16 protein-coding genes are annotated in these 17,817 nt (G+C 64.1%); 7 read left to right on the top strand and 9 right to left on the bottom strand.

The window, feature by feature from the left end:
- The first annotated feature begins 42 nt into the window (after window positions 1–42).
- Window positions 43–1,584, top strand: coding sequence for an FUSC family protein (locus HB634_RS01450; RefSeq protein ID WP_213947208.1), 1,542 nt, complete (start codon window positions 43–45; stop codon window positions 1,582–1,584).
- Window positions 1,574–2,947 carry a TolC family protein gene (locus tag HB634_RS01445; RefSeq protein ID WP_213947207.1) on the top strand — a complete coding sequence of 458 codons (1,374 nt, stop codon included), beginning with the start codon at window positions 1,574–1,576 and terminating at the stop codon, window positions 2,945–2,947. Before HB634_RS01450 ends, HB634_RS01445 begins: the two co-directional genes overlap by 11 nt.
- Before the next feature lie 7 nt (window positions 2,948–2,954).
- Here the strand turns inward: HB634_RS01445 and HB634_RS01440 are convergent, their stop codons facing one another.
- A complete protein-coding gene (locus HB634_RS01440; protein WP_213947206.1) occupies window positions 2,955–3,929 on the bottom strand; it encodes an alpha/beta hydrolase in 975 nt (324 codons plus the stop codon).
- A 142-nt stretch (window positions 3,930–4,071) separates the two neighbouring features.
- Here HB634_RS01440 and HB634_RS01435 point away from each other — a divergent pair, with 142 nt between their 5' ends.
- On the top strand, window positions 4,072–5,001 hold the full coding sequence (locus HB634_RS01435) for an AraC family transcriptional regulator (protein WP_213947205.1): 930 nt from the start codon (window positions 4,072–4,074) through the stop codon (window positions 4,999–5,001).
- On the opposite strand, the gene HB634_RS01430 is transcribed toward HB634_RS01435, so the two are convergent.
- The 4 genes from HB634_RS01430 to HB634_RS01415 form a co-directional block, all read right to left on the bottom strand.
- On the bottom strand, window positions 4,939–5,916 hold the full coding sequence (locus HB634_RS01430; RefSeq protein WP_213947204.1) for a PD40 domain-containing protein: 978 nt from the start codon (window positions 5,914–5,916) through the stop codon (window positions 4,939–4,941). The genes HB634_RS01435 and HB634_RS01430 overlap by 63 nt on opposite strands.
- Before the next feature lie 127 nt (window positions 5,917–6,043).
- Window positions 6,044–6,784: a response regulator gene (locus HB634_RS01425; RefSeq protein WP_063571720.1), complete on the bottom strand. Its 741-nt coding sequence runs from the start codon at window positions 6,782–6,784 to the stop codon at window positions 6,044–6,046.
- The gene (locus HB634_RS01420) at window positions 6,781–7,872 is read right to left on the bottom strand and encodes a histidine kinase (protein WP_345777444.1); all 1,092 of its coding nucleotides are present in this window, start codon (window positions 7,870–7,872) and stop codon (window positions 6,781–6,783) included. The genes HB634_RS01425 and HB634_RS01420 overlap by 4 nt, the downstream gene beginning before the upstream one ends.
- 187 nt (window positions 7,873–8,059) lie before the next feature.
- Window positions 8,060–8,650: a TetR/AcrR family transcriptional regulator gene (locus HB634_RS01415; RefSeq protein ID WP_213947200.1), complete on the bottom strand. Its 591-nt coding sequence runs from the start codon at window positions 8,648–8,650 to the stop codon at window positions 8,060–8,062.
- 110 nt (window positions 8,651–8,760) lie between these two features.
- Here HB634_RS01415 and HB634_RS01410 point away from each other — a divergent pair, with 110 nt between their 5' ends.
- Together HB634_RS01410 and HB634_RS01405 are read left to right on the top strand one after the other, a co-directional pair.
- Entirely contained in the window at window positions 8,761–9,126 is a 366-nt protein-coding gene (locus HB634_RS01410) for a nuclear transport factor 2 family protein (protein ID WP_213947198.1), read from the top strand.
- Between the two features lie 9 nt (window positions 9,127–9,135).
- On the top strand, window positions 9,136–9,534 hold the full coding sequence (locus HB634_RS01405) for a hypothetical protein (protein WP_213947197.1): 399 nt from the start codon (window positions 9,136–9,138) through the stop codon (window positions 9,532–9,534).
- On the opposite strand, the gene HB634_RS01400 is transcribed toward HB634_RS01405, so the two are convergent.
- Both HB634_RS01400 and HB634_RS01395 read right to left on the bottom strand, forming a co-directional pair.
- Entirely contained in the window at window positions 9,518–10,243 is a 726-nt protein-coding gene (locus tag HB634_RS01400; RefSeq protein WP_213947195.1) for a hypothetical protein, read from the bottom strand. The genes HB634_RS01405 and HB634_RS01400 overlap by 17 nt on opposite strands.
- Before the next feature lie 97 nt (window positions 10,244–10,340).
- Window positions 10,341–11,723, bottom strand: a complete 1,383-nt coding sequence (locus HB634_RS01395; RefSeq protein WP_213947194.1) for a serine hydrolase — start codon at window positions 11,721–11,723, stop codon at window positions 10,341–10,343.
- 237 nt (window positions 11,724–11,960) lie between these two features.
- Here HB634_RS01395 and HB634_RS01390 point away from each other — a divergent pair, with 237 nt between their 5' ends.
- Together HB634_RS01390 and HB634_RS01385 are read left to right on the top strand one after the other, a co-directional pair.
- A complete protein-coding gene (locus HB634_RS01390) occupies window positions 11,961–12,890 on the top strand; it encodes a hypothetical protein (RefSeq protein WP_213947193.1) in 930 nt (309 codons plus the stop codon).
- Window positions 12,887–13,918 (top strand): LLM class flavin-dependent oxidoreductase, encoded by a 1,032-nt coding sequence (locus HB634_RS01385; RefSeq protein WP_213947192.1) that lies wholly within the window; start codon window positions 12,887–12,889, stop codon window positions 13,916–13,918. The genes HB634_RS01390 and HB634_RS01385 overlap by 4 nt, the downstream gene beginning before the upstream one ends.
- Here the strand turns inward: HB634_RS01385 and HB634_RS01380 are convergent.
- Window positions 13,902–16,298 (bottom strand): TonB-dependent receptor, encoded by a 2,397-nt coding sequence (locus HB634_RS01380; protein WP_213947191.1) that lies wholly within the window; start codon window positions 16,296–16,298, stop codon window positions 13,902–13,904. The two genes, HB634_RS01385 and HB634_RS01380, sit on opposite strands and share 17 nt — an antisense overlap.
- Window positions 16,299–16,595: 297 nt before the next feature.
- Window positions 16,596–17,705 carry an acyltransferase gene (locus tag HB634_RS01375; protein WP_213947190.1) on the bottom strand — a complete coding sequence of 370 codons (1,110 nt, stop codon included), beginning with the start codon at window positions 17,703–17,705 and terminating at the stop codon, window positions 16,596–16,598.
- Window positions 17,706–17,817: the final 112 nt, after the last annotated feature.

Below are 17,817 nucleotides of genomic sequence, written 5' to 3'. Positions count from 1 at the left end.
GCACCGCCCGCATGGATGAGTCTCGTGCGCCACGAGCTGGGAATGAACCGTGCTCGCTGGGCGCGTATGGCCAGCATGACCGGCTGCGCGACCTTCCTCGCGACCGTGTTCCTCGTCTACCGCGTGCCCTTGCCTGCTTACGGCGCCTACGTGGTGCTGATGGCATCGCAGCGCGACCTCGTCACATCGATCACGCTGTCCATCGGGGCGCTCGCCGCCGCGACCGTGGCGATCGCCTTCAGCATCGTGTTGTACATGCTGGACGTCGACGAGCCCGCGCTTCGTATACCCGCCATGACCGTGGTGATGTTCGGCGCGATGTACTTCTCACGCATACCGAAGCTGGGACCCGTGCTGTTCCTCAGCGGCTTCCTGCTCGTCGTCACGCAGACGCTGGTCGACCAGATACCGGATACCGAGGCGCTGACGCACCTGCTGCTCTGGCTATTGCTGCTGGTTTTCTGCGCCTGCACCCTGGTGCCCCTGGTCGAACTGCTCATCGGACGCAGGCCCGCCCTGGTGTTTGCCGATGGCCTGCAGGAGCGCGTGAGCGGGGCAACACCGTCGATTTCCTTGCGCGAACTGGCCAGCCTGGCCTCACGCCTCGGCCCGCAGGCGCTCCGTCGCCTGGCTGTTGTCGTGCAGCTCGAGCAAGTGGCGTCGCTGGGCGCGAGTCAGGGGGACAAGACGCTTCTCGAGCGCACCCGCCGGGATCTCGAACGGCAGTTGGAACACCCCGCCGATGAAAACGCGACCCCTCTTCCGGCCACGCCCAGCCGTCAAGACCACATCGCGGGTGTGCGATTCGCGTTCAAGGCCACGCTGGCGGCGATGGCCTGCTACATCATCTACTCCGGGCTGGACTGGTCGGGCCTTCGCACGTCGATCATCACGTGCTTCTTCGTTGCCCTCAGTAGTACGGGCGAAACGATTCACAAGCTCGGCCTTCGCCTCTCCGGTGCGCTTATCGGCGGCGTACTCGCCGGCGTGTCGATCGTATTCCTGTTCCCCGTGATGGACGATATCGGCGGTTTCGTCGTGCTCTTCGCGTCGGTGACCCTGCTCTGCACCTGGGTGGCTACGTCCAGCCCCCTGCTCGCCTACGCCGGCTTGCAGATGGCCTTTGCCTTCTATCTCGGCGTGCTTCAGGACACCGGCCCGACGGACGACCTGACGATCCTGCGTGACCGTCTGGTTGGCATCGTACTGGGGAATATCGCCATGTCGCTGGTCTTCTCGACGCTATGGCCTGTCGGCACGAAGGCATCGGCGAGGGCTGTGCTTGCCCGCCTGATCGGGCGGCAAAGGCGCTTGCTCGACGCCGCGAGGCCGCCCGCAGCGGTCGACATCGTCGCGGTGGCCGGCGATCTGGAAGAGGCCTCCCGACTGTGTCTCCTGGCATCGTTTGATATCGGTACGTCGCCAGACACCCTGCTAGCGCCACGACGTGTACTCATGCCGCTTGCGCACGTGGTCGGGTGGTCCAACGCGTGCCTCGCCGAGCAACCCGTGGACGACGTCCGGCGTATGTCGCTGCTGGAGGCGCTGGATGCGCTCGATCGGGAGACGACTGATGCACGCTGAAGCCCGTCTGCGCCGGTGCGCGTTAGTACTGGCGCTGCTACCTCTGCCGGCCCCGGCCGCACCTCCGCCTGCGGTCATTCCGGGACAAAGCTACGACCTGGCAGCGCTCATCGACATGGCCGAGCAACTCAGCCCCGAAACGAGCGAAGCCTGGAACGAAGCGCGCGCCGCGGCAGCCGCTGCCGGCATCGCCCGTAGTGCGTATCTTCCACAGCTCGCCATCGAGGCGCTCGGTGGTGCGCAGCGAACGCCGTTGGCTGCGCCGTCCAATCTGGTTCCCAAGGGCTATTTCATCTCCGACACGCGCGAAGTGCTTCCGACCTTGACGGCTAAATGGCTGCTTTTCGACTTCGGCCGGCGCGATGCGGTTCTCGACCGCGCCAATGCGCAGACCTTCGTCGCCAATGTCGCTTTCACCGGAGCGCACCAGAAGCTCGTCTACACCGTGAGTCACGATTACTACGCGCTCGGCGCATCCACGGGCAAGCTTGGCGCAGCAAAGAAAGGACTCGAAACGGCTCGAATCGACAACGAGGCGGTGAGCGAACGCCGGCGCCGTGGCGTCGCCACCTCGGTCGAACAGGCTCGCTCGGACCGTCAGCTCGCGCAGGCGCGCTTCGCCGTCGTAAGAGCCCAGGGAGCGGCGGATATTGCACAGGCCACCCTCATCGCCGACATCGGTCTGCCCGCGGGGACCGCGCTTCAGGTCGCCGGCAGCACCGGACAAGCCCTGCCTCTTCCGCCAGCCTCCCGCGTCGACACGTACGTCAACGAAGCGCTCTCCGAGCGGCCGGACCTCATCGCGGCCAGGGGCAAGATCGAAGCAGCCGAGGCGACGATTCGCGAGGCGACCGCCGATTTTCGACCGACTGTCGGCGCCACCGGGCAAGCCTTCTTCAACGACGGCAGGTTGCGCTCGGACGGTGGCCCCTGGTCGTCCGTACACCGACCCGGCGGCGCCATCTTCCTGCAGTTCTCGTGGACGCTATTCGACGGCGGCGCACGGCGTTCGAAGCTGGCGCTGGCCACCGCCGAGCGCGATGCCGCGACAGACGCGTATCGCCACTCCCGCGACGTCGCCGGCAAACAGGTCGCGGAGGCTTTCAGCACCCTGCAAACCGCCCTTGCTTCAGCAACGGCGGCGGCCGAAGTGACGCGCACGGCGACCATCGCACACGATGCCGCGCTCGCCGCTTTTCGCAACGGTCTCGGCACCTTCGACGACCTCGCTGGCGAAGCCAGTGCCCTGAGCACGGCGCAAGCGGACGATGAGGATGCGCGCGCCGACGCGTTCACCGCCGCGGCGGCGTTGGCGTTGGCTACCGGTCAATCGGCCCCCGGGATGCCTGCGCGATCGCCATGAGGGTTACTCAGGCACCCCAGAGTCGCCTCGCCTCGTCGGCGATCACCTCCGGGTATTCCTCCTGGAAGAACAGCTTCCCTTCGGGGACGAGGCGAACGCCTCGCGACTGTCCAGCCGTCCGCTCGAGATACCGGGCGTCACTCACGGCGAAGAGTGTGTCCTTCGCGCCCCATACCATCCGCGTAGGGACCGGGCTGCGGGAAAGCACAGCTTCGACACCGACCAGGGGATTTGTCGCGAGTTCGAGGTGATACGACTCGTACTGCGAACGTCGCAGCGGCGAGCTCACCAAGGGCGTCACGTAATACGCGATCGAGGCATTTGTCAGTGTGGACGGGTCACGATAAACGGCGGCGCCAAAGGTGGATCGCGCCGACGCTTGATCCGTCAGCCACATCGCCGTGACATCGGCGAGCTTGCCGGCCCTCGCCATGTCGATCGCCGGCTTCACGCCGGCCGGCGGGCTGTCGACTTCGACATCGCCATTGGTCAGCAGGAGCGTTCGGACCCGCTGCGGGTAGTGCCAGAGGAATAGTTGAGCCACGGCCGTGCCGCTGTCGCTGGCGACGATGTCGACCGAGGTCACACCCAGGCTGTCCAGCAGGGCGGCGAGCATCTGCGCCTGCGCCCGTGGCGCCAGGGATTGCTCCTTCGGAATATCCGAGTACCCCAGTCCCATGAAGTCCGGGGCGATGCAGCGCCGGAAGGAGGCCAGTCGCTGTATCGCACCGCGCCACTGGAAGCCATTCAAGGGTGCGCCGTGGAGAAACAGCGCCGCTGGACCTCTGCCCCGCTCGACGTAAGCGATGCGGCCGAAAGGCAGTGAAGCGTATCGGCGATTGGCCGCGAACCACGCGGCCTCGCTCATGCCCGGGTCGGGTGGCGTGACGGATGACGCACGAGCCAGCTTCGACACCGGCCCCGCCACCAGGGCGGCAGCGGTGACAGCCGCGGTACGCAGGAGGAAATCACGACGCTGCATCGGAGTGCCTTCAGAGGGATGATGGGGCCATGCTGTCGCGTGGCGGGGCCACGGCGCCCGCACAAAGGGACGACCACGAGTACAAACGGATGATCGGCGTCAGGCACTTGCATCGGACCCCGCCTGGTAGAACGATCGGCCCATGACGCCGCGTCCCGCCTGCTATCCACCGCCGCCCGAGGCCTTGCTCGCCGCCGGGCATGCCGATGGCGTCGCCCTGCTGGACGCCCTTACCTCGCCGGTACCCGAAGGCCGCTTCGACTCACCGGTCGATCATCGCCACGTGCTTTGCCTTCACATCGGCGAACCCGTCCCGGTCACCTACCGGGCGGGACGCGTGGAGCGATCGGGTGTCCGGCTGCACGGGCAGTTCTGCGTCGTGCCGGCGGGTTCGTCCACGCGCTGGACGCTCACCGCCCCTGCCCGATCGTTGCTGCTGCGTATGCCGGCGAGCCTGTTCCGGGAAGCCGCCGAAGCGCTGCATCAGGGTGACGCTGCCGACCTCGCGCCGGCCATCCATATTCGTGATCCGCAGGTCGAACGCATCGGATGGCTCATGAAGACGGAAGCCGACGAAGGCCATCCGGGCGGACGACTATTTGCCGACAGCCTCGCCAGTGCACTGGCGGTGAGGCTGCTGTCGCTATCGTCCTCGCGACCGATGGCCGGTCAACCGACAGCCCGCCATGTACTCGCGCCGTGGCGTCTGCAACGCGTGATCGAGTACATCGAAGCGAACCTGGCGGACGACCTGAGCCTGGCCGCACTGGCGGGGATCGCCGGTTACAGCGTCTCGCATTTCAAGCCGCTGTTCCAACGGGCGACGGGTGTATCGGTCCATCAGTTCGTCGTCTCACGAAGAGTCGAGCGAGCCCGCCTGCGACTGGCCGAGGGCGCGAGCCTTGCGGATACCGCGTGGGAGACAGGCTTTACCGACGCCAGCCACCTCGCCCGATGGACACGTCGCCTGCTCGGCGCGTCGCCTTCGACGCTGCGCGGGAGCCTTCCCTCAGTGGTCCAGCCCGTGGTCTTTCAAGGTCAACGAGATATCGAAACGCCAGATGTTTCGTGAGCCGTTCTCGGGTGACGACAGGCGATGCTGCAGTGATCCGAGGTCGTCACGCACTTTCGGATACCGCGGCCCGTCGGAACGATTGCTGGAAAGGTACACCTCGCCGAAGACACGACCCGGCACCGGCGCGATGTCGAGCGACGTGCTGTTGATGTCTCCCGGCAAACGTTCCGGCTTGGCCCATTTGCCGTCCGCGCCGCGGAAGCTGATGTAGATATCGGTACTGCCCACCGAATCGCCCTCGTTGCCCGAGTAGACGATGTAACGCTCGTCGGGATCGATGCCGGGATCCATGCGGTTCTGGGCCACATCGCCGAGGTCGACACGCTCGGGCGCTGCGTAACCCGATTCCGTGCGGCGAGCGACGTAGATCTGGTACAGCTTGCCCGAGTCGGGCCGGTGCGCGGAGAAATAGATATTGCCGCTGGCGGCGACGGACGGGTTGTAGATCTGCGCACCGTCATTGATCTGGCCATCGATGTGCACCGGCGTGCCCCACTTGCCGTTCGACTGCTGCTCCACGTACCAGAGGTTGGTGCCGGGAAACTGCTTTCCGCCCAGCTCCGCGACAAGGGCTTCACCGCCCTCCTTCAGCGGACGGTTCGACACGAAGTAGAGGCGCTTGCCATCAGGTGACAGGGCCGGCTCGGAATCGTGCCACTGTCCGGAGAACGGCGCGACCTCAGGTACCGACCATTGCTTTCCGTCGCGATGCGACACCAGGATCGTATCGTCCTTTTCGGCGAAGTCCGAACGCATGAAGTACACCGTCTTCCCGTCCGGCGTCACCGCCGCCGACGTCTCCTGCAATCCCGTCGAGATGATGCCCGGGGCCAGGAGTTCACCGGCCATCGCCGTGGCTCCGATGAGGCCGAGAAAAAGCGTGGTCGTCAGGATGTACGTGCTCGATCGCATGAGGGGTTCCTCGTCACGGGGTATGTTTGACCCTATGAACGATGAGCCTGTCGGAACGGCCGCGCATGTGAAATGTGATCGATGGTGTGTCGTGTGGGACGAGCGGCGAGCGGCACGTTACGAACGGTCAGCTCATACCCAGCGCGTGGCGTGCACTGGCGCGGAAGCGCCGGCTGAGGTTGAGCCTCGTGCCATCGTGCAGGACCACTTCGGCACTACCCTGGAACAGCGGATGCACCTCGGCGATGCGGTCGACATTGACCACGATGCCACGATGGATGCGCAGAAAGCGCGCGGGATCGAGCGTCGCCAGCAGCCCCGTCAGCGGCTCGCGGTGCAGATGCGAGGTACCGGCGGCATGGATACGGACGTAGTTTCCATCGGCTCGAATCCAGTCGATGTCAGCGGTGGCGATCACCCGGATGTGCTCGCCGCTGGGCACACTGATGCGTTGGAGATACGCCGTCGGAGCGCTCACCGAAGCGACGTTCAGTCCCTGCCAATGCTGCCGCACCCGACACATGGCCTGGTCGAAACGTGCCTGGTCGATGGGCTTCAGCAGGTAATCGATGGCATTCGCGTCGAACGCGCGCAGGGCATGCTGCCCATACGCCGTCGCAAAAACGACCATCGGCAAGGTACTGCGCTGCATCCCGTGCAGCAGACGGAAGCCGTCCATGCCCGGCATGCGGATGTCCAGGAACAGCAGCTCCGGCTCCAGGGCCGCGATAGCCTGCTTCGCCTCGGTGGCGTTGCCGCATTCGCCGACGACGTCGATATCCGGATGCGATGCCAGCGCCTGGCGGAGTGCGAGCCGGGCCAGCATCTCGTCGTCGACCAGCAGAGCGCGAATAGCGGGCGCACTCATGCCGTCTGCTCCCGGTAGGGGAAGCGCATCTCGACGCGCGTGCCGCCGTCGGCACGCCGCGACAGCTCCAGCGTGGCCGAGCCGCCGAACAGCATGTCCAGCCGCGTTCGTGTGTTGCCCAGGCCGATGCCGTCCTTCGCGCCTTCCGGTGGCAGGCCCAGACCGTCGTCGTCGACCTGGACGTGCAGGTCGTCACCGTGGCGACGCGTCACGATGTGCAACGTGCCGCGCTCGGGTTTGTCCAGCAGGCCATGGCGTAACGCGTTCTCTACGAGCGGTTGCAGGATCATGTTGGGCACGAGGGCACGCACCGTATCGCTGGCGACGTCCATGTGCGTCACCAGGCGATCCTGGAAACGCACCTGCTGGATGCCGAGATAGCACTCGAGGAACTCGAGCTCGCGTGACAGCGGCACCTGCTGCGCGTGCCGTTCCTCCAGCGTGAGCCGGAGGAAATCGCTCAACCGGGAAATCATCAGGCGTGCCTGCATCGGGTCGGCGAGTGCCAGCGCCGAGATCGCATTCAGCGTATTGAACAGGAAATGCGGCTGTAGCTGCACGCGAAGCGTCTGCAATTGGGACTGCACGAGTTGGGTTTCCAGGTACGAATTGCGCAGTCGTTCGTCGCGCAGACGCTGCTGCGAGTCGATCGCGCGAAGCAACACCAGCAACACCCAGTAAGTGATGAAACTCAGATGGGCGTTGTAGACGAACTGCATGAGCACGAAGGCAGCGAAGGTCATGCCCTTCATGGACGCCGACGGCCCGCAGATCGCCCAGTACAGCGACAGCGTGAGCAGTACCTGCGCCGTCGCCAGCACCGCGCCAGCCGGTATGTGGATCGCAAAGAAGCGTCCCCAACCGCCCTTCGCGGTCGCCCTGCCAAGCCAGGCCACCACCGGTGTCAGGAACATCCAGAGATAGAAGTCGACGAAGGTCCAGACCAGCGGCCTTGTCCAGCCCGCCGGATGGCCTTCGGCACGCGCGGAGATCACGGCACTCGCGGCGTACGAAACGGCCAGCACCGTCCACAGGGCCAGCACCAGTGCCCGCTTCTTCCACACGGGCCATGTCATCGGATCGGTCACGGCGTTTTCCCCGGCGGAACGGGCCAAGTATGCGAGACGCTCCACGTCGAGAACAGTGCCGTCAGTCGGGTCCATCGTGCAACGATAGAACGTACACGCACGCGTGTAGTGCGCGACAGGATGGACGGCGCGGCGCCCGTGACGAACGGTCCGGAATGCATGTCGAGCGGTCGTCCAGCGGTGTCGCTCAGGCGTTCAGGCGCAACCCTGAAAGCAGGCGCTCCAGCGCATCGCTGTACTGCCGCATGGATTGCGACGGCGATGGACTGGTCGCGCACACCATGGCCGCCTCCGTGACGGCACCGAGCAACAGCCTTGCCAGCGGCTCGACGGGTTGGTTGGCAATGAGGCCCTGGGACACCGCTGCCTGCACGGCAGCGGGAAGCATCGCTCCGAAATGTTGGGCATCGATCTCACGCCAGCGCTGCCAGCCGAGAACCACGGGACCATCGCCCAGGACGATACGGCGCGTCGGCCCCTTCGAGCAGAGCCGGAAGTATGCCCGGGTGCCCTGCGCGATGCCGTCGAGCGCATCGGAAGCGCGGCGGCCCGCCATCGCCACTTCGCGGGCGACGCTGGCGGAGATGGCATCTAACACCCGTTCGAAGATCGCTTCCTTGCTGGCGAAGTGATGGTAAACCGCGCCCTTGGCGACATGGGCGGCGGCGGCGATCTGGTCCACGGACGTCTCGCCAAACCCCTGTTCGCCGAAGAGCCGGGTAGCCGCTTCGATGATGGCGGCGCGCGTGGTTTCGCTTCGTTCGATTTGTCGTGCCATTCGCCTTTTTATCACGAAAGGCGCGCGGATTTGACTTACAGACTTCGGGTCGGTTACTTTACCGACTCGCAGTCTGTATTTCCGAACGAACCACGCACGGAGTGATCGACATGCCGAATCAAGCCACTGTTCTCAGTTTCATGGATGCCATCGAAAGCGGCGACTTCGTGACCGCCATCGAGCGCTATTACCATGCGGACGCCTCGATCCAGGAGAACAACGAAGCACCGCGCGTCGGGCGCGCCCTTCTCGTCAAGGGCGAGCAACAGTTCCTCGAAAGCATGGTCTCCGTCTCCGGCCACCGGATGGCGCCGCCGCTGATCGAAGGCGATCATGTCGCCATCCGCTGGCGATTCGACATCCGGACCAAGGATGGAAAAGACCTGGTTCTCGAGGAAATCGCCTTTCAGACCTGGCAAGGCAACCGCATCAGGGAAGAGACGTTCTTCTACGACCCCAAACAGGTCGGTCGTTAGGAGTGCACCATGATCTGGTCTCGCTGGAGCAACGGGCCGGAATCGCCCGACGCCAACGATGTCTTCGTGAGCGTCACTCGATTTCGGGCTTTCCGCCTCACCGACCTGCCCCGCATCGCTCTTGCCGGCTTTGCCTTGAAACGCCACTGGCGGGAACTACCCGGCGCCATCGGCACCTGGCTTTGGGTCGATATCGGCGAGCGTAGCTCGGGTTCGGTCTCGGTGTGGCGAGCCGAGAGCGACATGCGCCGCTTCGTCAGGTGGCCGCCCCATGTCGAGATCGTTAAGCGCTATCGCGCGACCGGTGTCATGTCATCGACCGCCTGGGTCGCACCACGCTTCGATCGCTCGGCGGTCCGACGCGAGGCCGCGCAGTGGCTAACCGGCGCTGCTACACCGAGCGAATGAACGCGACCAGCGCACGAGCGGCTGGGGTAAACGCGATCGGCCCCGTGATCATCATGCTGACCAGGATGGTCGAAACGCCCCATAGGTAGGCCGGGTGCACACGACGCCGGATGATCGCATCGTAGATCGGCCCCGCCAGTCCGAAGGCCAGGATGGCGGCGAACATCACCAGGGGCGCGGCGCGGCCGAACGATTCCATCGGCAACAGCCGCCCGATGCCCGGCCCAAGGATGGAAATCGTCGCGCAGAGCATCAGGCGCTTGTGCCACTCGGCCTTCTTGCGGTACATCACGCCTGCGGTGACCAGGCCACCGAAGACCAGGATGCCAATCGTATTCATCACCAGGAACAGGGGCGGTGGGAAAAACGAGGGGACCGAACTGGAGTGGATCGCATACAGGGTCGCTGCCAGACCCATCGCGACCATCGCTGCCGCCAGGCCCGCGCCAACCCATCCGACACGGCGATGAAGCTTGAGCGAGCCGCGTGCGACGATCGCCGGCTGGGCAACGAAGAGAACGATCCAGAGGGTGAAGACCGTCCCATGGATGGCCAGAAGCAGCGGAAACGCCGGCCCCGCGGTGAAATCGTCCGGCACCGTTCGCGAAAAGCCGGCGATGATGACCGCCGCCATCGCCAACGACATGACGAGATAGAACGGTGGCCGCACGACCCTCGACGAGGTCCGGCCGATCTCCACGCTGCTCATGCTTATCCCCAGCAAAGGTGCCACGAACGAGCGTAGCGACGACGCAAGCGGTCCGGTAGCACCCAAAAGTCCGAGTCGGAGAGGTATGTCGCAAGGATTACTGCGACGATGCCTGCCGGTGCAGCGCCGTGATGATCTTCGCGACGACCTCGCCGATGCCCGTACCGCCGCGGATACTGATGCCCAGGCGCGCAACGACCAGCCGTTCCGACGGAACGATGACGATGTACTGACCGAACGCGCCACGCGCGAAGTACATGTCCTTAGGCAGCTCGGGCAGCCCCCAGGGCGCGTCCCACACCGGCACGCTGCCCTTGTCGACCAGGTTGGTCCAGAAGCCTGCGCCGTAGCCGGTATCGAGCGTTTGCGAGTGGCTGTAAGCGACCCAGCCCTCGGGCAGGATTCGCTGGCCGTCGATCACCCCATCGTCGAGGTAAAGCTGGCCGAAGCGCGCAAAGTCGCGGGTGGATGCGTAAACATGGCTCGACCCCACGGGCGTGCCGGCGCCATCGGTCTCGATCACGGCATGACGCATGCCCAGCGGTGCGAACAACGCCTTGCGCACGAAGCCTTCGGCCGCGACGGCGTCGCGTGCGCCCGCGGCATCCATCGCCACGCGAGAGAGCCATACGTAGCCGAGGTTGCTATAGGCCCAGGCCATGCCGGGTGCATGGACGAGTGGCACCGTCGCCGCATAGCGGGCCATGTCGCTTTCGAGGAAGAACATGCGCGACATCGGATTGAGCGGCCCGTCCGTCTCGTCGAAAGGCAGCCCGCTATCCATGCGCAACAACTGGTCGATGGTGATCGTCGGATCCGCCGGCATACCCGCTCGCTGATCCAGCCGGAGTTTGCCCTCGCGCACGAGCACGCCCACCAGGGCATTGGTGACCGACTTCGAAAGGGAGTGACCCCAGATTGGCGTTTCCGGCCCGTAGCCGGGTGCATATCGCTCAGCGATGAGCTTGCCGTCGTGGAGTACGACGAGGCCCTTGGTCAGCCGTGGGCTCGTGGGATTGGGCTCGGAGAAGGCCAGGTCGAGGGCCTGGCGAAGGCCAGCGTCGGTCGGCTCGACCACGTCCGGCCCCATCGGGTCTGGCGTATCGCTAGCCGCTACGCCAACGACGCCGGCCACATCGGGCACCTCTTCGCCGCCATGCACGAGCAGGCATCCCAATCCTTCCCGAAAGACCGCCCGCGCGCCGAACGCGCCGAGGACCGTCGTGCGGACCTCACGGTGCTCGCTGTCCACGCGGTAACGAAGGGCCCAGCCGATGCTGCGCATGTTCGGCAGTTGTTCTTCGCGGAAGAGACGGTCGGGATCCACGTGCGAGATGAAAGCCGCCCCGCAAAGCGATCGACTGACGGAGTTGGTAGCCGTGCGGAAAAGATCCCCGACGGAAAGCGTATAAAAGGCGGCCGTGGCCACGGCGAGAAGCACCACCATGCCGCCGACCATCTTGATGCTGCGAGAAGCCATGCGCGCCCGTCCCTTAACCCTGACCCGATTCGCACTTTCTTACCTTGCGAGGCCGCGTGCCAGTGCCTGGGGACGAAACGCCTGATTCCGGGGACGAAAGCGATCGCATGAACAAAGCGACGACCGTCACGGCGAGACTTCGTGTGGACTTTAAGACGTCCATACTGCCATCTTCACTTGACTTTGATCACGCACCATGGGAAATCTCTGTAAGTCCTTACAGATCGAAACCAACGCATGTCCGCACCCTCCCTGGCGATCGTTTACGAACACCCCGAATGGTTCAAACCGCTTTTCTCCGCGCTCGACCGCCGCGGCGTGGCTTACCAGGCCATACGCTTCGAGGATCATGGGTTCGATATCGCCGAGAAAGCCGCTCCGGCCCCACTGGTATTCAGCCGCCTGGCAATGAGCTCCTTCCTGCGGCAGGACGAACACCCCATCTTTTATGCCCAGTCGCTCTATGCGCATTGGGAATTAAACGGCGCACGGGTGATCAACGGCACACCTTCCCTCGCCATCGATGCGTCCAAGGCGCGGCAGATGTCGGTGATCAAGTCGCTCGGTCTGGATATCCCCGCCACGCACGTCGTCCACCGTCAGGCTGATATCGTCGCGGCCACCCGGGGGCTTCGCTTCCCCGTCATCGTCAAGGTGAATATCGGCGGATCAGGCGCTGGCGTGTCGCGCTACGACACGCGGGAAGAACTCGAACATGCCGTCGCCAACGGGACCACACCCAGGGGTATCGACAGCGTCACCCTGGTGCAGGAATACGTGCCGGCGCGCGACCAGCGCATGGTTCGCATGGAAACCCTCGACGGCAAGTTCCTTTACGCCATTTCACTCAACACCGATGGCGGCACCTTCGATCTGTGCCCCGCCGATGTCTGCCTGATCGACAAGCCGACCGTCACCGTGAGCGAATTCAAACCCGATGCCGAAGCGATACGTGCCGCCGAGGCCATCGCGCGCGCCGCGAAGCTGGACATCGGCGGCATCGAGTTCATGATCGACGACCGCGACGGCGTGCGCCGGTTCTACGACATCAACGGTCTTTCCAATTTCGTGGCAGATCCGATCAACGTGTTGGGATGGGATCCCCACGAGAAACTGGTCGACTACCTGTCCCACGCCATCCAAGCCACTACGGGGAAAGCAGCATGAGGTACGGATTCTGGGCGCCTGTCTTCGGCGGATGGCTACGCAACATCCGCGACGAGAACATGGAGGCGAGCTGGGAGTACCTCAGCCGGCTGTGTCTACGCGCCGAGGAGATCGGCTATGACCTCACACTCATCGCCGAATTGAACCTCAACGACATCAAAGGCGTCACTGAGCCCGCGCTCGACGCCTGGTCGAGTGCGGCGGCCCTGGCAGCCGTCACAAAGAAGCTCGAGATCATGGTGGCGGTGCGCCCCAACTTTCACCAGCCGGCCCTCTTCGCCAAGCAGGCTGCCAATATCGACCGCATCTCCGGCGGACGGCTTGCGCTGAACGTCGTCTCCTCCTGGTGGGCGGACGAAGCCAACCAGTACGGCCTGCAATTCGACCAGCACGACGACCGTTACGCGCGCACCAACGAGTGGCTGCAGGTGATCGATGGTCTCTGGTCGCAAACCCCCTTCACTTTCACCGGTGAGCGATACCAGCTGAAGGACGCCATCTGCGAGCCGAAGCCGCTCTCGTCACCACGGCCGACCATCTATGCCGGCGGGGAATCCGAGGCCGCCAAGACGCTTATCGCCGAACGCTGCGATGCTTATGTCATGCACGGCGACGAGCCGGCGTTCATTGCCGAGAAGATCGCCGACATGCGTGCCCGGAGGGAGCGCAATGGCCAGCCGCCGATGCAGTACGGCATGGCCGCCTATGCGATCGTGCGCGACACCGAGGAAGAGGCGCTGGCCGAGGTCGAGCGCATCACGGCATTGGATACCGAGGCGCCCGGCTTTGCCAACTTCGACCAGTGGCTCTCAGGAACGCAGCTCGAGCGCGAGCTGAAGATCAAGGAATACTCGGTTTCCAACCGTGGCCTGCGTCCCGGGCTGGTCGGTACGCCAGCGCAGGTACGCGCCCGTATCGCCGAATTCTCCGCCGCGGGCCTTGATCTGCTGTTGTTGCAGATGAGCCCGCAGCTGGAGGAGATGGAACGCTTCTCGCGGCAGGTGATCCAGGTCACCAGCGATAGCTGACCCTCGTGTACAGATACCTGCCGCTATAGCCGAAGGGGGAATAGTCCGGATACGGCCAGGTGCCTCCCACGGCACCGTCGCTTCCGGCCTTGTACTTCTGCGGATAGACGTTGGTGAGGTTGTCGACGCCTGCGGTGAAGGTCCAGCCCTGAAGCGCATAGCTGCCCGACAGGTCCAGCAGCCAACGCGCGGGGAACACCTGGTCGAAACCGGGATTACTGACCGGATCCTGATTGACGGTGAATTGGCCATAGCGAGTCAACGCGCCATGGAAGTTCCAATGGCCGAGACCGTAATCCGTTCCCAGCGCAATCTTGTCGCGTGGCGCGCCGTTCGTGATGTAACCCTGCGCAATATGCCCCACGCGCACCAACTCGAGGCCGTTCGCCGCGAGCTGCGGCGGATTGGGCGCCACGGAAAGGATCGACGTGTGGTTGCGATTGTACGCGGCAGTGAACTGCAGTGTTCCGGCCGTTCCGAGGTCGAGACGATAGCCACTGCTGAAGTCCACGCCACGCGTTCGCGTCTTCAGGGCGTTGGTGAAATAACTGCCACCCTGGATGTTCGAGAAGCCCCGGCTCTCGAGGAATCCTTGCACCTGATCGCCGACAAGGTTTTCGGAGGGAACGATACGATCGCCAATGGTGATCTGGTAGAGGTCCAGCGACAGCGTCCACGCGCCTGGCGCGTACACCGCGCCCAAGGTGTAGTTGTGCGACTTCTCCGCCTTCAGCGGCTCGGCGCCAAGTGCCTGTGCGACCGGATCGTTCACCGCGAAGTTGCGGATCTGCGTCGGCACGCCACCGATCACGTTGGTCGACGTCGTCGAATAGAACTGCTGTGGCAAGGACGGCGCGCGAAAGCCGGTGGCCGCCGTACCGCGAAGCGCGAAGCTATCGGTGAAGTCGTAGCGCGCCGATAACGTGCCGGATGTCGTGTTGCCGAAGTCCGTATAGTCCTCGTGGCGCAAGGCCAGCGAGCCGCTGAGCTTGTCCGTGATCTGGTTTTCCAGGCTCAGGTACTCGGCCACGTCATGCCGCGTGTGCTTGCCTGCGTCGCCCGGCTGGAAGCCCGGAAATCCCTGCGAGCCCGTACCGAAATACGACGCCGGGTCGCCCGGCTCGATCTCGTATTCCTGATGCAGGTACTCCACGCCAAAGGCTAGCGTCACCGGGTTGTCCAACCAGCCCAGCGTGAGATCGCGCGCGATATCGACGTCGAACGCTTTCTGTGTCGCGATAAGCCGACCCGCATTGAACTGCGTGGGACTGGCCGCGCCCAGGTCGACGTTGAGCGTATGGATCGGGTCGATGCTCACCCGGTTGCGACCGTAGTTGCCGCTGATATCCCATCGCCAACCGTTGTCTGTCGTACCGCGAACGCCGGCGACGACCGCACTGTCGATCGAGCGCACGTCGTTGAGCGGCAGGTAGCCGTCCGGATAAATGGACGGCACATTGCGCGAGCTGTTGTACGTGCGAAAGAGTGCGGGCGACGTTCCTTCACGGCTGCTTGTGTCCGCGAAGGCGTAGAAGTCCACGTTCGACGCCAGCGCGTACTGCACGTTCAACAAAGCCTGGTGAGTGGTGATGTCCGGCTCACCGATACGCTGCGTGCGTTGCCCGTACACAGGCGACGTGGGGTCGCGGAAGTCGCGTCCTCCCCGGTCGGTCGCATCGGCATGCCCATCGACCACGCTCAGGCGTGCCCAGCCCTTGTTGCCTCCGAGCGGCACACCCAGGCTCGCCTCACCCTGCCACTGCTTTCCATCGCCCGCGCTGTATCGCCCCGCCGTGACACTGGCTTCGTTGCTACCCGGCCCCGCAGCGCCCTTCAGAACGATGTTGATCACACCGGCGATGGCATCCGAACCGTATTGCGCGGATGCACCGTCGCGAAGGATCTCGATGTGGTCGATCGCCGAGATCGGAATGGAATTGAGATCGGCAGGCGCTGAGCCCCGGCCAAGCGCGCCCTGCAGGTTCAGCAGGGCGCCCGTATGCCAGCGCTTCCCGTTGACCAGCACCAGGGTCTCATCGGGCGAAAGACCGCGCAGCGCGGCCGGCCGGACAATGCCCGAACCATCGTTGCCCGGGGCGCGGGGGAAGTTGAGCGACGGGGCCAGACGCGACAGCACCGCGCCAAGCTGGGTATCGCCGAAGGACTGGAGATCCTGCGAGGAGACGACGTCGATCGGCGACAGGGAGCTGCTCTGGCTACGATTTACCGAGCGGGTGCCGGTGACCACGACCGTCTGCAATTTCGTGGCCGAATCGCCGGCATCGCCGCTGGGTTTGTCCTGGGCTTGGGCAGCGTGGGCGTACAGGGCAGCCGCGATCAGCACGGACAGGGCAGCGCGTGAGGGCTGGGGATGCCTCATGGGATATTCCTTCGTTTTTGCAGGCAACGCCGTAACGACGCGGCAAGTTAGCCGCGAAAGGCGAGTGGAATCAGCGAACGAGAGCCGCCTTGGTGGCGGCCCGGCTCAGCGCTTCAGCACTGGCGGATCAGGCAGTACGGCAACAACAACACGCAGCGATCGACGGGGCGATGGCCATGGAATGCGTGTTGGTGAGCTGCTGCGGGATCAAGATGGTGTTGCCTCGCGATGTGTCCAGGGGATGGGACGTTTAGATGTCCGAACCTTGTCACATGCTGCTTCAGGAAGTTACGAATGTCAAATACGTGCCGGGATGCCGCGGTCAAGGGCCTCTGAGGTGGACTTTCCGAAGGCATTGACGGGCAACTCGACGTACTTATGGACAAGACACGCGACAAGCACCGACAAAGCCGCGCACGCGAGCCAGGACAATGTGTAGGGCACGCCGTGGTCGATCAGGATCGGCATGGTCACGTATCCGATCATCGAATGAACCAGGTAAAGCGGGAAGCTGATGTCCGCCAGGAAGTCGAGGATCCTGTTCTTCCTGAATCGACTCCGGCGCAGATAGCACGCCCAGAAAAGGACGAGCGCGTACGTGTAGTTCCTGACCAGCGGCCCGAAAATCGCCCTTTCATGGAACGAGCCGATCGTGACGAACAGGCCAAAGATAAGCACCCCGTAACCCATGGCCGACCGCGCGTCGAGCTCGCCGTAAAGAACAAAATAGAACAGGCAGCCGAGGAACATGAAACTCATGTATTTCATGTCGGATACCAGGTACGAGAAGACGGAATCCGGATACTGTCCATGCGTGGTGATGTAGGTGGCAAGGCAAGCCAAAGCCAGGAAACCCACGCAAAGCATGACCACCTTGTGCGCACTCGTTCCGAGCATGAAGATCACGGCCAGGACAACGTAGAACTTTACTTCCACCGCCAACGACCAGCAGACGAAGTCCAGCGACGGTATGCCTACCGCGCTGTGAAGCAGCGGGAGATTTTCTGCCACGAACGACAGGCTCACCCTGCCCGACAGCGGCGTCGACCAGTACCTCGAACTCACCACGTACAGGGCGAGGCTGATTAGCAGACAGAACCAGTAGACGGGATAGATGCGAAAGAACCGGCGCACCAGGAATTGCCCCGCCGACAGATGCCTGAGGCTGATCGGGATGACGAAACCGCTTATGAGGAAGAACACGCCAACGCCGAAGGCGCCGTAGAGAAAGCCGCCCGCCCCGGGCGACAACACGTGCCGCGTATATGCCGGTTGCTCCACGACGAAACGCGCTGGCACGCCGACGATCGCGCGCACGGCCGGCACGAAGAAGATACCCCAGTAGTGGTTCAGCACAACCGACAGCGCGGCGACCGCTCGCAGTTGGTTGGCGAAGACGATCTTCATGCAGGCACCGCGCCCCTGTCCGTCCGTCTGTCTGTTGTAGGAGCCGATTCATCGGCGATCCCGCGGCAGCGGCCTACGGTAGCGGTGAGTGCCTGCGGAGGCCGGAAAGGTT

This window comes from Luteibacter sp. dw_328 (assembly GCF_018449605.1).
Taxonomy (GTDB): Bacteria; Pseudomonadota; Gammaproteobacteria; order Xanthomonadales; family Rhodanobacteraceae; genus Luteibacter.
Note: the sequence above shows the minus strand (reverse complement) of the source record. Positions and strands in the feature narration are given on the sequence as shown.

Coding starts and splice junctions, on each gene's coding strand:
- HB634_RS01400 (WP_213947195.1), bottom strand. CDS start 10,243: ATGAGCAGCGTGGAGATCGGCCGGACCTCGTCGAGGGTCGTGCGGCCA.
- HB634_RS01405 (WP_213947197.1), top strand. CDS start 9,136: ATGATCTGGTCTCGCTGGAGCAACGGGCCGGAATCGCCCGACGCCAAC.
- HB634_RS01390 (WP_213947193.1), top strand. CDS start 11,961: ATGTCCGCACCCTCCCTGGCGATCGTTTACGAACACCCCGAATGGTTC.
- HB634_RS01450 (WP_213947208.1), top strand. CDS start 43: ATGAACCGTGCTCGCTGGGCGCGTATGGCCAGCATGACCGGCTGCGCG.
- HB634_RS01430 (WP_213947204.1), bottom strand. CDS start 5,916: ATGCGATCGAGCACGTACATCCTGACGACCACGCTTTTTCTCGGCCTC.
- HB634_RS01440 (WP_213947206.1), bottom strand. CDS start 3,929: ATGCAGCGTCGTGATTTCCTCCTGCGTACCGCGGCTGTCACCGCTGCC.
- HB634_RS01435 (WP_213947205.1), top strand. CDS start 4,072: ATGACGCCGCGTCCCGCCTGCTATCCACCGCCGCCCGAGGCCTTGCTC.
- HB634_RS01395 (WP_213947194.1), bottom strand. CDS start 11,723: ATGGCTTCTCGCAGCATCAAGATGGTCGGCGGCATGGTGGTGCTTCTC.
- HB634_RS01425 (WP_063571720.1), bottom strand. CDS start 6,784: ATGAGTGCGCCCGCTATTCGCGCTCTGCTGGTCGACGACGAGATGCTG.
- HB634_RS01415 (WP_213947200.1), bottom strand. CDS start 8,650: ATGGCACGACAAATCGAACGAAGCGAAACCACGCGCGCCGCCATCATC.
- HB634_RS01380 (WP_213947191.1), bottom strand. CDS start 16,298: ATGAGGCATCCCCAGCCCTCACGCGCTGCCCTGTCCGTGCTGATCGCG.
- HB634_RS01385 (WP_213947192.1), top strand. CDS start 12,887: ATGAGGTACGGATTCTGGGCGCCTGTCTTCGGCGGATGGCTACGCAAC.
- HB634_RS01445 (WP_213947207.1), top strand. CDS start 1,574: ATGCACGCTGAAGCCCGTCTGCGCCGGTGCGCGTTAGTACTGGCGCTG.
- HB634_RS01375 (WP_213947190.1), bottom strand. CDS start 17,705: ATGAAGATCGTCTTCGCCAACCAACTGCGAGCGGTCGCCGCGCTGTCG.
- HB634_RS01410 (WP_213947198.1), top strand. CDS start 8,761: ATGCCGAATCAAGCCACTGTTCTCAGTTTCATGGATGCCATCGAAAGC.